Genomic DNA, 12,077 nt, shown 5'->3' on the forward strand with positions numbered 1-12,077 from the left:
TCAGATTGTCACAGGGTGTCGGAGAAGTCCTGACCCGGTGTGTTGCTGCCGGTCGTGCTCGCGTCGTCGTTCTTGTTCGCAGCACCGGACTTCCCGGACTTGCGGGAACGACGGAACCGGCCCGCGGGCTCGGGGACCGCGGTGGCGGCCACGTCGAACGACTCGTTCAGGTCCGACGGCGCCGCGATCGTCGACGCCTCGTCGTCGTCGAGGGCACCCCACTCCTGCTCCGTGCGACGAGCCTTGCGGCGGTCGTTGACGCGGGCGATCTGCACGGCGATCTCGAACAGCAGCGTCAACGCGAACGCGAGCGCGAGCATCGAGAACGGGTCCTGACCGGGTGTGGCGATCGCGGCGAACACGAAGAGGGCGAAGATCAGGCCGCGGCGCCACGCCTTGAGCTTCGCGTAGGACAGGATGCCGACGAAGTTCAGGGCGACGATGAGCAGCGGGATCTCGAAGCTGACGCCGAAGATGATCAGCAGGTTGATGATGAACCCGAAGTACTCCGCGCCGCCGAGTGCGGTGATCTGGACGTTGTCGCCGATCGTCAGCAGGAAATGCAGGGCCTTCGCGACGACCACGTACGCCAGAACGGCGCCGGCCATGAACAGCGCCGCGCCGGACACCACGAAGCCGATCGCGTAGCGGCGTTCCTTCGCGTACAAGCCGGGGGTGATGAACGCCCACAGCTGGTACAGCCAGATGGGGCAGGCGAGGACGACGCCCGCCGTGAACGCGACTTTGAAGCGGAGCATGAACTGCTCGAACGGTCCGGTCGCGAGGAGTCGGCACGACCCGTCGTGGCTCAGGTCGGCGCGACTCGACTCCGGCAGCGAACAGTACGGCCCACGCAGGAGTTCGCCGAGACTCTCGATGCCGAAGATCTCGTGGGAGTACCAGAAGAAGCCCACCGCGGTGGTGACCACGATGGCCAGCACCGACAGGAGCAGTCGCGTGCGCAGCTCGTAGAGGTGATCGACCAACGACATCGTGCCGTCGGGGTTGGTCCTCCGCTTGCTGTGGCGCGGATCGAACGGAATTCGCACTGTTGTTCGCCCTAGTCTTGGTCAGCAGTCAACCGGGGTGAAGAGTCACCCCGGTTGTCAGGCGGCTCGGGCTACGCCGACTTGGGCTCGGTGTGCTGCGACTGCGGCTGCACCGGCGCCGGAGGAGTGACCGGTGCGGTGGTGGTGTCCGCCACGGGCAGCTCGGCGGGCGCGCTCTGCGCGGGGGGCGCACTCTGCGCGGTGGGCGCCGGCGTGCTGTTGTCGTTCTGCATCTCCTTGACCTCGCTCTTGAAGATGCGGAGCGAACGGCCGAGTCCACGAGCCGCGTCGGGCAGCTTCTTGGAACCGAACAGGATGACGACGACCAGCGCGACGATGGCCCAGTGCCAGGGGCTCATGGCTCCCATGATGAAACCTCCAAAAGATCAGGTGACCCTGATGCTACCGGACATACACGGCACCGGTTCGGTCGAAACCGGCTAGTTGCGCTGCCGTTTCCCTGCCGGTTTCCTGGGTCCCCGCTGTGAGCGCAGATCGGCGAGCAAAGCGTCCCCGGACCACTGCCGGTTCCCGCCCGCCTCGGCCTCGCGGATCAGTGCGACCAGCCTCGCGTTCACCGGCGCGGCCGTCCCCGACGCCTCCGCCATGCGCACGATCTCCCCACTGATCCAGTCCACTTCGGTGCGCCTGCCCGCCTCGAGGTCGTCCCACATCGACGACCGCGCGTGCGGGTCGATGGCCAGCATCCGACTACCCGCCACCCGGAACACTCCGTCCGGGACGGTCAGCAACCGGGGAATCCACTGCGGCGGCAGCGGTGTGAGCTTGGCGACAGCGATACCGCGGGCGGCCAGCAGTGCGAGGGCTTCCCGCTGCGCCAAGGCGAGAGCCCGGCGGAACGGCCGCCGCGACAACTCCTCGCGGAGCGGCAGACCGGACAGGGCGTTGACCGGGTTGTTCAGGTTGAGCAGCAGCTTCGCCCACTGCACCGAACGGAAGTCCTCATGGGCGTGCAGCGGCAGTCCGGCGTCGTCGAACACCGGCGCGAATGCGCGCACCGCCGGATGCTGCTCGATCTCGAGGTCGCCCTCGGAACCCTGGTGAAAGTGCCCGTCGGCGCGGTGCACCACGTTGAACGGCACCATCGCCGCGAGAACGACCTGCTCCGGGAGTGCGGCGCGCAGGGTGTCCGCGTTGCCCAGCCCGTTCTGGGCGCTGACCACGACGGTGCCGGGGCCGATCGCCGACGCGAGTGTGGCACCCGCCTCCGGTGTCCCCGCCGACTTCACCGACACGACGACGAGATCGGCGGTGGCCGCCGACGCGGCCCCGGTGTCGAAGGCGATGTCGGGGGCACCGACGCGGATGTCCGATCCGTGCAGGTCCGTCAGCCGCAACCCGTGGTCACGGATCTCGGTCCCGACCCGCTCCCGGCCGATCAGGGTCACCTCGGCGCCGGCTGCGGCGAGCCGGCCCCCGAGATAGCACCCGATGCTGCCCGCCCCGAACACACTGATCCGCAGCGGACGCGCGGCGCCGGTCATGCCTCGACAGCCTCGTACGCGGACAGCGCCTCCACGGCCCGGCGGCGCACCTCGTCGACCAGAGCGGGTGGTTCGAGCACGGTGATTCCGGAACCGAACCCGAGCACGAGCCGGGCCATCCACTCCAGCGCCCCGTAACTCATGGTCGCCTCGACCGAACCGTCGGCGGCGACCGTGGCGACATCCATCGGGTAGTAGTCGAGCACCCACACACAGTCGGCGCGGATGTGCAACCGTGCCTGGGGAAGGGATGCGTCGCCGCTGAACAACTCCAGGTTGGAGTCTCGCACGAGCGCCTGCGCCGGCGGGGTGGACGGCTCGTCCAGTTCGGTGGCGGCGTCGATCCGGTCGAGGCGGAACAGCCGGACCCCCTCGGCCTGCCGGCACCACGCCTGCAGATAGCTGTGATTGTCGACCAGCACGATCCGCACCGGGTCCACAGTGCGCTCGGTGACCCGGTCCCGGGACGCCGAGTAGTACGTCAAGTGGAGGGCCCGCCGGCGATGGAGTGCGGATCGCACCGCGGCGGCGATGGGATCTTCCGGCACGTCCTCCACCGCGTCCCGCTCGGACGCCGGCGTCACCGCCGCACGGGCCGCCGCGGTGCCCGCGGCGTTCTCGATCTTCGCGATCGCACTGTGCGCGGCGGACGGGTCGACCATGCCCGGCAACTCCACCAGCGAACGCAGGGCAATCAGCAGGGCGGTCGCCTCGGTGGACGTCAACCGCAGCGGACGGTCGATGCCCGCCGAGAACGTCACCTCGATGCTCTCCTCGGAGAACGACAGGTCGATGAGGTCACCGGGACCGTAGCCGGGCAGCCCGCACACCCACAACTGGTTGAGGTCGGACATCAGCTGTGTGGTGGTGAGGCCCAGTTCGGCGGCGGCCTCGGCGGCGCTCATCCCGGGGTTCGCGATGAAATACGGCACCAGGTTGAGGAGCCGGGACAGTCGCGACGACAGCCTGTTGCTCACGACGTCCCCCCTTCCCCTGCGGCGTCCTTCAGCTTGGTCAGCACATCGTGTCGTAGTTCCGGCGGATCGAGGACCAGGGCGTCCGCCCCGTGACCCGCGACCAGCCGCGCGATCCAGTCCCGGGAGTGGACGGGGATCCGGAGCACGGTGCCGCTGCGCTCGTTCACCCGCTTCTCCTCCGCGGTGGTCGCCAGTCGGCGCAGTTCCTGGGCTCGGCCCTCGGCCACCCACACGGTGGCGGTGCCGGTGACCTCACCCGAACCGGTGACCCGGTCGACGATGTCCCTGAGGTCGACGCCCGCGGGTTTGTGGACGACCCCCGACGGTCCGAACTCCGTCACGTCGTCGCCGATCCGCGACAGCCGGAACGTCCGGACGGCTCCCCGGTCGACGTCGTGACCGACGAGGTACCACCGGCCGTGGGCGGTGACGACACCCCACGGTTCCACGGTGCGTTCGGTGTACGGCTCGTTGAGAGCCCCGCGGTGCGGGAAGTGCACGGCGCGGCCGGCGTCGACCGCCGCCAGCAGCTTGCCGAGCGCCGGTTCGGAGCCGCGGGTGCGGGCGGGCACCGCCGTGATCGGGGTGGCCGCCGAATCCGGATCGACCTGCACACCCGCCGCACGCAGCTTGAGCAGCGCCCCCTGCGCCGCGGACGTCAACTCCGGCGACTCCCACAGCTGAACGGCCACCGCGACGGCCGCCGACTCCTCCTGGCTGAGGTCGATGTCGGGGAGCTCGTACGCATTGCGGTTGATCCGGTAGCCCTCGACCGTCGAGAACCGCGACGCCTGCCCGGTCTCGAGCGGAACACCGAGATCCCGCAACTCGTTCTTGTCGCGTTCGAACATGCGGCTGAACGCCTCGTCGCTGGCGGAGTCGGCGTACCCGGCAACGCTCTCGCGAATCTTCTCGGCGGTGAGGAACTGTCTGGTGGACAGCAAACAGATCACCAGGTTCATCAAGCGCTCGATCTTGGAAGTCGGCACGCCCGGAAGCCTAGTGGGTGAGCCCGTTACGGACTCCCCGAGCGCCGCTACATCGAGGCAATCAGCCGCTCCACCCGCTCGTCGACCGACCGGAACGGGTCCTTGCACAGCACGGTCCGCTGGGCCTGGTCGTTGAGCTTGAGATGCACCCAGTCGACCGTGAAGTCGCGTCCGGCCTCCTGCGCGGCGGTGATGAATTCGCCGCGCAGCTTCGCCCGGGTGGTCTGCGGCGGAGTGTCCACCGCGGCCTCGATGGTCTCGTCCTCGGTGATCCGCTTCACCAGACCCTTGCGCTGCAGCACGTCGAACACGCCGCGACCGCGTTTGATGTCGTGGTACGCCAGATCGAGTTGCGCGATCTTCGGGTCGGCCAGTTCGAAGCCGTGCCGGTCCTGGTAGCGCTGGAACAGCTTGCGCTTGATCACCCAGTCGATCTCCGTGTCGACCTTTGCGAAATCCTGCGTCTCGACGGCGTCCAGCATGCGGCCCCACAGGTCGACCACCTGCGTGACCTGCGGATCGGGGTCGCGGTTCTGCAGGTGTTCGACGGCGCGGGCGTGGTACTCCCGCTGGATGTCGAGGGCGCTGGCCTGCCTGCCGCCTGCGAGCCGCACCGGGCGGCGCCCGGTGACGTCGTGGCTGACCTCGCGGATGGCGCGGATCGGGTTGTCGAGCGCGAAGTCGCGGAACGACACCCCGGCCTCGATCATCTCGAGCACGAGCGCCGCCGTGCCCACCTTCAGCATCGTGGTGGACTCGGACATGTTGGAATCGCCGACGATCACGTGCAGGCGGCGGTACTTCTCCGCGTCGGCGTGCGGCTCGTCGCGGGTGTTGATGATGGGCCGCGACCGCGTGGTCGCCGAGGACACGCCCTCCCAGATGTGCTCGGCGCGCTGCGACAGGCAGAACGTGGCCGCCTTCGGCGTCTGCAGTACCTTGCCGGCGCCGCAGATCAGCTGCCGCGTCACCAGGAACGGGAGCAGCACGTCCGAGATCCGGGAGAATTCGCCGGCCCGCGCCACGAGGAAGTTCTCGTGACAGCCGTACGAATTACCCGCCGAGTCCGTGTTGTTCTTGAACAGGTAGATGTCGCCGCCGATGCCTTCCTCGGCGAGCCGCTGCTCGGCGTCGATCAGCAACTCCTCGAGGACGCGCTCACCCGCCCGGTCGTGGTTGACCAACTGGATGAGGTTGTCGCACTCGGCTGTCGCGTATTCGGGGTGCGAGCCGACGTCCAGATACAGGCGGGCACCGTTCCTGAGGAACACGTTGGAACTCCGGCCCCACGACACCACCCGCCGGAACAGGTAGCGCGCAACCTCGTCCGGGCTCAGTCGCCTGTGACCATGGAAGGTGCAGGTCACACCGAACTCTGTCTCAATTCCCATGATTCGTCGCTGCACACCTCGAGAGTACAACGCCGATCACCCGGCGGAGCGGGAAAACCGTCCGGCGACACTCCGCGCCTACGCTGAGACGGTGAACCGACACCTGCACCGCATCCACCGGGCCGACGAAATCGTGTTCGGCCGCAGCGCAGATCTGCGCCCCTCCGAGGTCGACCGGGCGATGCGCTTCCTCAGTCACGCGGCCGACAAGGGGGTCTTGTGGTGGTGCGTGGCGGCGCTGCTGGGACTGGTCGGCGGACGCGCCCGGCGCGGTGCCGTGCGGGGCCTGCTGTCCCTCGCGATGGCGAGCGGTCTCGCCAACGGCATCCTCAAACCGGTGTTCCCGCGGCGGCGCCCTCCCGCCCGCGCGTGGACGAACGCGCTGCGCGGGGTGCCGATCCCCCGGTCCTCGTCCTTCCCGTCGGGACATTCGGCATCGGCGGCGGCGTTCACCACGGGTGTCGCCCTGGAATCGCCCGCGGCCGGTGCCGCACTCGCCCCCCTCGCGGCCGCGGTCGCGTACTCCCGGGTGCACAACGGCGTGCACTGGCCGTCGGACGTCGTCACCGGGCTGATACTGGGCGGGGCCGTCGCTTCGGGAACCCGCCGCTGGTGGGCGGTGCGCACCGAGGACCCGGCGGAACTGGGCCGCGCGGTCGACGCGCCGGCGCTGCCGGGCGGTGAGGGCCTGCTCGTGCTGGTGAACCAGGAGTCCGGGCCGGACACTGTGGATCCCAGTGAGGAGATCGCCACCGCACTCCCGAACGCGCACGTGCGCGCCCTCGACACCGACCACGATTTCGCCGAGCAACTCGACGCCTGGGTGGCCGAGACGAATCCGCGTGCACTCGGGGTGTGCGGTGGGGACGGGACCGTGGTCGCCGTCGCGTCCGCGGCGGCGCGTCATTCGCTGCCGCTGGCGGTGTTCCCCGGCGGCACACTCAATCACTTCGCGCGCGACGCCGGCGTCGCCGACATCTCGGACACCGCGAAGGCCGTCGAGACCGGACGTGCGGTTCTCGTCGACCAGGCCGTCGTCCACACCGATGTCGAGGAACCCGCCCCGTTCCTCAACACCGCCAGTCTCGGCGGCTACCCCGACGCGGTGCGGCTGCGGGAGAAGTGGCAGCCCCGGTACGGGAAGTGGCCCGCGGCGTGTGCGGCGATGATCCGGATTCTCTCCGCGGCAACACCGCTCGCCGTCACCATCGACGGCAGGCCCGTGAAGGTGTGGATGTTGTTCGTGGGGAACGGTCGGTATTCCCCCGGCGATCAGGTTCCGATGTCGCGTCCCGCCATCACCGGCGGACTGCTCGACGTCCGCTACGTGCGGGCCGACCGGCGAGCGTCCCGGCCGCGGCTACTGTTCGCCGCCGCCACCGGGACGCTCGGAAGCAGCCGGGTGTACGTGCGATCCCTCGTGCCCCGGCTCACCGTCCGCGTGGACGGCTCGCCGGTTGCGCTGGCCACCGACGGTGAAGTGGTCGCCGACGCCCTGCGCTTCGACTTCCGGTCGGCGCCCGAAGCGATCGCGGTGTACCGGCCTCAGTCCTGAGTGTCGGCCGGCTTCGTCTCGGTGTCCGGCTTCGACTCCGGAGCGGGCTCCGAGGCGGCCGCAGGCTCTGCGGGGATCAGCTGTTCGAGCGCGGGTCCGGCGATCCGCCGGAACGCGCGGCGCGGCCGGGACTGATCGAGCACGGCCACCTCGAGGCTGGCCACGTCGACGTTCCGCTTCTCGCCCTCCCCGGCACCGCCCTGACGTAGGGCGTTGACCGCGATACCGACCGCCGCCTCGAGGTCGAGGTCGGCACGGTACGACTCGCGCATGGCGGTCGCGATCGGCTCGGTCGTGCCACCCATCACGACGAAATGCTGTTCGTCGACGATGGATCCGTCGTAGGTGATGCGGTACAGCTGGGGAGCCTTCGGGCTGCCCACGCGCCCGACCTCCGCGACGCAGATCTCCACCTCGTACGGCTTGGGTTGCTCGGTGAAGATCGTGCCCAGGGTCTGCGCGTACGCGTTGGCCAGCGATCGGCCCGTCACGTCACGGCGGTCGTACGAGTAACCGCGCATGTCGGCGTGGACGATCCCTGCGCGCCGCAGATTCTCGAACTCGTTGTACTTGCCGACGGCCGCGAAGCCGAGCCGGTCGTACAGTTCGCTGACCTTGTGCAGCGCGGTGGAGGGATTCTCGGCGACGAACAGCACGCCGTCGCGGAACGTGAGCACCACGACGCTGCGTCCGCGGGCAATTCCCTTGCGCGCCAATTCCGAGCGGTCCCGCATGATCTGCTCGGCGGAGGCGTAATACGGCATGGTCATCGCGCAGACCCCCCTTGTTCGGTGCGCTCGGCGACGATGCGCCGAGCCAACTCGGACGTCGTCTCCTCGGACACGTGTACGGCACCGGCCTGGGTGATCGTGACCGCGGTCGGGTAGATGCCGCGGGTCAAGTCGGGCCCACCGGTGGCCGAGTCGTCGTCGGCCGCGTCGTACAGCGATTCGATGGCCGCCCGCAGGGCGGTCTCCTCGTCGCTGTCCGGCGAGTAGATCTTCTTCAGTGCCGACTTCGCGAACAGCGAACCCGAACCGACCGCGTGGTATCCGGCGCGTTCCTCGTACCGGCCGCCGACGACGTCGTACGAGACGATGCGGCCCGCATGGGCCTCGTCGTCCGCGTCGAGGTCGTAGCCGACGAGCAGCGGGACGACCGCGAGACCCTGCATCGCCGCCCCGAGGTTGCCCCGCACCATCGACGCCAGGCGGTTGGCCTTGCCGTCGAAGGTCAGCTGAACGCCCTCGATCTTCTCGTAGTGCTCAAGTTCGACGGCGAACAGGCGGACCAGTTCGATGGCGATGCCCGCGGTGCCGGCGATACCGGCCGCCGAGTATTCGTCGGTGACGTACACCTTCTCGACGTCCCGGCTGGCGATCAGGTTGCCCTGGGTCGCGCGCCGGTCGCCTGCCAGCAGGACGCCACCCTTGTAGGTGAGCGCCACGATCGTGGTTCCGTGCGGTGCGAGATCACCGCTCTCCATCCCGTCACCACCCCGTGTCGAGTGCGAACGATGGCCGATCCGATTCTCCGGCAGCAATTCTGGTGCGTGACCACGCAGATACTCGGTGAACGAGCTCAGATTCGAACCGAAACTGAGTCTCGTGTCACCGTCGCCTGTCCGCAATGCCGGTCGATCCGCCGTCACTGGCCGCCCTTCTGGACATAGGCCCGGACGAAGTCCTCGGCGTTCTCCTCGAGCACGTCGTCGATCTCGTCGAGCAGGTCGTCGGTGTCCTCGGCCAGCTTTTCGCGACGTTCCTGACCGGCCGCACCGTCACCGCCCGGGGTGTCGTCCTCGTCGCCGCCGCCAGTTCGTTTGGTCTGCTCTTGCGCCATCGCCGCCGACCTCCTTGTGTGAAGGGAGCTCTTCTTCCGAGCGTCCTGTGCTGCCAAGCAGTCTGACTACATCATCCGCTCGGACCTTCACCCTACCGAGCGTCGCCGCCCCACGTGTGCCGACGCGACGGCGAGTTCCGGGCAGATCCGTGCGGGAACGGCCGAGATGTCAGTTCGTGAGCTCGTCGACGAGCTCTTTCGCGGTCTCCACCGACTCCAGCAACTCCCCCACGTGCGCCTTGCTGCCCCGCAGCGGCTCGAGGGTGGGAATGCGGACCAGGGAGTCGCCACCGAGATCGAAGATCACCGAATCCCAGCTCGCAGCCGCGATGTCGGCGCCGAACTTGCGCAGGCATTCACCGCGGAAGTAGGCGCGGGTGTCGGTCGGCGGGGTGTCGACGGCGTCGAGCACCGCCTGCTCCGACACCAGGCGCTCCATCGACCCGCGGGCGACGAGCCGGTTGTACAGACCCTTGTCGAGGCGGACGTCCGAGTACTGCAGGTCGACCAGATGCAGTCGCGGCGCGGACCAGTTGAGGCCCTCCCGGTTCCGGAAACCCTCGAGCAGACGCAGCTTGGCCGGCCAGTCCAGCAGGTGGGCGCATTCCATCGGGTCCCGCTCGAGGAGGTCGAGCACCATCGCCCACTTCTCCAGCAGATCGGCCACGCGGGGGTCGTCGTTGCCCTCGGCGGACATGAACTTGTCGACCCGGTCCAGATAGATCCGCTGCAACGCAAGCCCGGTCAGTTCCCGGCCGTCGGCCAGCGCGACCGTGGCGCGCAGCGTCGGGTCGTGGCTGATGTGGTGCACGGCGGTGACCGGTCGGGCCAGCTGCAGGTCGGTGAGGTCGACACCGGCCTCGATGAGGTCGRGGACCAGCGCCGTCGTCCCGACCTTCAGGTACGTGGACATCTCGGCGAGGTTCGCGTCGCCGATGATGACGTGCAGACGCCGGTACTTGTCCGCGTCGGCGTGCGGTTCGTCGCGGGTGTTGATGATGCCGCGCTTGAGCGTGGTCTCGAGCCCGACCTCCACCTCGATGTAGTCGGCCCGCTGGGACAGCTGGAAGCCGGCCTCGTCACCGGACTGGCCGATGCCCACCCGGCCCGACCCGCAGATCACCTGACGGGACGCGAAGAACGGCGTCAGCCCGTTGATCACCGCAGAGAACGGCGTGGCCCGGGACATCAGGTAGTTCTCGTGGGTGCCGTACGACGCGCCCTTGCCGTCCACGTTGTTCTTGTACAGCTGCAGTCGCGGGGCACCGGGGACGCTCGACGCGTGCCGGGCGGCCGCCTCCATCACGCGTTCGCCGGCCTTGTCCCAGATGACGGCGTCCAGGGGGTCGGTGACCTCCGGGGCCGAGTACTCGGGGTGCGCGTGGTCGACGTAGAGCCGGGCGCCGTTGGTGAGGATCATGTTGGCCGCGCCGACCTCGTCGGCGTCGATGACGGGCGCCGGGCCGCTGAGCCGGCCCAGGTCGAATCCGCGGGCGTCCCGCAGCGGGGATTCCACCTCGTAATCCCATCGGGTGCGCTTGGCGCGCGGCACTCCCGCGGCTGCCGCATAAGCCAGCACCGCCTGGGTGGACGTCAAGATCGGATTGGCCGAAGGCTCGCTGGGTGAGGAGATTCCGTACTCGACTTCGACACCGATGATCCGCTGCATGCTGCCGAGCCTATGCGATCACCCACGCCACCCGGCGGCACACTCCTGCCGCGCGAGCCGTCGGTGTCCGGCGACTAGCCCGGCGAGCACTCCAGGTACTGGTCCGCCGCGATCACCTCGAGCACGGTCCGGACCCCGGGCGGCGCCCAGGAGTGGGTGCCGTCGGTGCCGATTCGAGGGTCCGTCAGGTGCACCGTCCGGCGGCGCGTCACGATGGTGCATCCGCCCGCCGCCACCACGTTTCGCACCCAGTCGCTGTGCGCTCCGTACGTGAGGGCGAACCGGTAGCGGCCGTCCACGACGAACACGTTGACGGGCGTGCGATACGTCCTACCGGATGTGCGGCCGCGGTGCTCGACCACGGCGAACCCGGGCAGGATTGTCGCGACGCGACGGCTCACCCGGTTGGTGAGGACCCGGTTGAATCGGGCGATCGAACGCGGCAACGCCATGAACTCTCACCCCTTCGGCACCGGAACGAGCAACCGACCTCGACAGTACCGACGTTCGCCGGGGTGCTGGCAGGATCGACTCATGGATTCCGCACCGAACACCCCACCCGGCACGGACGAAGTGGTGGCGGTGTTCGACAGTTCCGGGCGACCGGTGGGATCGGCCGCGCGTTCCCGTGTCTACGCCGAGGGACTGTGGCACGCGAGCGCCGGGGTCCTCGTCCGATCCGGTGACGAGCAGCGCCTCTACGTGCACCGGCGGTCGGACACGAAGACGGTGTTCGCCGGACACCACGACTGCCTGGCCGGCGGGGTGGTCGATCCCGGGGAGACGCCGGAAGAGGCGGCGGGCCGGGAACTGGCGGAGGAACTAGGCATCACCGGGGTGAGCCTCACCCCCATCGCGAGGGTGGCGTGGGACGGCGAGTGGCAGGGCCTGCGGCTGCGCTGCCACCTGTACGCCTACGAGACGCACTGGGACGGGCCCGTCGTCCACCAGGCCAGYGAGATCGCGTCGGGCTGGTGGTGGACACCCCACGAACTGGTGACGCACCTGCGCGACCCGCGGTGGCCGTTCGTGCCRGACACGAGGGCACTCCTCGAGGACTACCTCGTCGCACGGGACCGCTGATACACGGCCGACCCGCG

At 69.1% G+C, this 12,077-nt stretch carries 13 protein-coding genes; 2 read left to right on the top strand and 11 right to left on the bottom strand.

The genetic code is table 11. The features are described from left to right. Window positions 1-8 precede the first annotated feature (8 nt). The 6 genes from tatC to pafA form a co-directional block, all read right to left on the bottom strand. Complete coding sequence (gene tatC / locus AC1DWT_RS33625; RefSeq protein ID WP_095863685.1) at window positions 9-1,049, bottom strand: twin-arginine translocase subunit TatC; 1,041 nt, start codon at window positions 1,047-1,049, stop codon at window positions 9-11. Between the two features lie 71 nt (window positions 1,050-1,120). Further along, window positions 1,121-1,417, bottom strand: a complete 297-nt coding sequence (gene tatA, locus AC1DWT_RS33630; RefSeq protein ID WP_072941710.1) for a Sec-independent protein translocase subunit TatA — start codon at window positions 1,415-1,417, stop codon at window positions 1,121-1,123. A 72-nt stretch (window positions 1,418-1,489) separates the two neighbouring features. Continuing rightward, the gene (locus tag AC1DWT_RS33635; RefSeq protein ID WP_206012599.1) at window positions 1,490-2,554 is read right to left on the bottom strand and encodes a 2-dehydropantoate 2-reductase; all 1,065 of its coding nucleotides are present in this window, start codon (window positions 2,552-2,554) and stop codon (window positions 1,490-1,492) included. Next, entirely contained in the window at window positions 2,551-3,531 is a 981-nt protein-coding gene (locus AC1DWT_RS33640; RefSeq protein WP_206012600.1) for a helix-turn-helix transcriptional regulator, read from the bottom strand. Before AC1DWT_RS33640 ends, AC1DWT_RS33635 begins: the two co-directional genes overlap by 4 nt. Continuing rightward, window positions 3,528-4,520 (bottom strand): helix-turn-helix transcriptional regulator, encoded by a 993-nt coding sequence (locus tag AC1DWT_RS33645; protein ID WP_143051464.1) that lies wholly within the window; start codon window positions 4,518-4,520, stop codon window positions 3,528-3,530. The genes AC1DWT_RS33640 and AC1DWT_RS33645 overlap by 4 nt, the downstream gene beginning before the upstream one ends. A gap of 47 nt (window positions 4,521-4,567) precedes the next feature. Further along, complete coding sequence (gene pafA, locus AC1DWT_RS33650) at window positions 4,568-5,926, bottom strand: Pup--protein ligase (RefSeq protein ID WP_012687833.1); 1,359 nt, start codon at window positions 5,924-5,926, stop codon at window positions 4,568-4,570. 76 nt (window positions 5,927-6,002) lie between these two features. On the opposite strand from pafA, the gene AC1DWT_RS33655 reads away from it, so the two are divergent. Then, the gene (locus AC1DWT_RS33655) at window positions 6,003-7,466 is read left to right on the top strand and encodes a phosphatase PAP2 family protein (protein WP_095863996.1); all 1,464 of its coding nucleotides are present in this window, start codon (window positions 6,003-6,005) and stop codon (window positions 7,464-7,466) included. On the opposite strand, the gene prcA is transcribed toward AC1DWT_RS33655, so the two are convergent. The 5 genes from prcA to AC1DWT_RS33680 all read right to left on the bottom strand — a co-directional run bounded on the left by prcA (window position 7,457) and on the right by AC1DWT_RS33680 (window position 11,429). Next, the gene (gene prcA, locus AC1DWT_RS33660) at window positions 7,457-8,236 is read right to left on the bottom strand and encodes a proteasome subunit alpha (protein ID WP_095863683.1); all 780 of its coding nucleotides are present in this window, start codon (window positions 8,234-8,236) and stop codon (window positions 7,457-7,459) included. The genes AC1DWT_RS33655 and prcA overlap by 10 nt on opposite strands. Further along, entirely contained in the window at window positions 8,233-9,117 is an 885-nt protein-coding gene (gene prcB / locus AC1DWT_RS33665; RefSeq protein ID WP_072941723.1) for a proteasome subunit beta, read from the bottom strand. Before prcB ends, prcA begins: the two co-directional genes overlap by 4 nt. Then, window positions 9,114-9,308, bottom strand: coding sequence for a ubiquitin-like protein Pup (locus tag AC1DWT_RS33670; RefSeq protein ID WP_005242990.1), 195 nt, complete (start codon window positions 9,306-9,308; stop codon window positions 9,114-9,116). Before AC1DWT_RS33670 ends, prcB begins: the two co-directional genes overlap by 4 nt. 169 nt (window positions 9,309-9,477) lie before the next feature. Beyond that, window positions 9,478-10,977, bottom strand: coding sequence for a depupylase/deamidase Dop (gene dop / locus AC1DWT_RS33675; RefSeq protein WP_477923984.1), 1,500 nt, complete (start codon window positions 10,975-10,977; stop codon window positions 9,478-9,480). Window positions 10,978-11,051: 74 nt separating this feature from the next. Continuing rightward, the gene (locus AC1DWT_RS33680) at window positions 11,052-11,429 is read right to left on the bottom strand and encodes a nitroreductase family deazaflavin-dependent oxidoreductase (protein WP_072941725.1); all 378 of its coding nucleotides are present in this window, start codon (window positions 11,427-11,429) and stop codon (window positions 11,052-11,054) included. An 82-nt stretch (window positions 11,430-11,511) separates the two neighbouring features. Between AC1DWT_RS33680 and AC1DWT_RS33685 the strand changes: the two genes are divergently transcribed. Further along, window positions 11,512-12,060: an NUDIX domain-containing protein gene (locus AC1DWT_RS33685; protein ID WP_095863682.1), complete on the top strand. Its 549-nt coding sequence runs from the start codon at window positions 11,512-11,514 to the stop codon at window positions 12,058-12,060. Window positions 12,061-12,077: the final 17 nt, after the last annotated feature.

Source organism: Rhodococcus sp. P4_B6, from assembly GCF_056402215.1.

Coding starts and splice junctions, on each gene's coding strand:
- tatA (WP_072941710.1), bottom strand. CDS start 1,417: ATGGGAGCCATGAGCCCCTGGCACTGGGCCATCGTCGCGCTGGTCGTC.
- AC1DWT_RS33635 (WP_206012599.1), bottom strand. CDS start 2,554: ATGACCGGCGCCGCGCGTCCGCTGCGGATCAGTGTGTTCGGGGCGGGC.
- prcA (WP_095863683.1), bottom strand. CDS start 8,236: ATGACCATGCCGTATTACGCCTCCGCCGAGCAGATCATGCGGGACCGC.
- AC1DWT_RS33670 (WP_005242990.1), bottom strand. CDS start 9,308: ATGGCGCAAGAGCAGACCAAACGAACTGGCGGCGGCGACGAGGACGAC.
- AC1DWT_RS33680 (WP_072941725.1), bottom strand. CDS start 11,429: ATGGCGTTGCCGCGTTCGATCGCCCGATTCAACCGGGTCCTCACCAAC.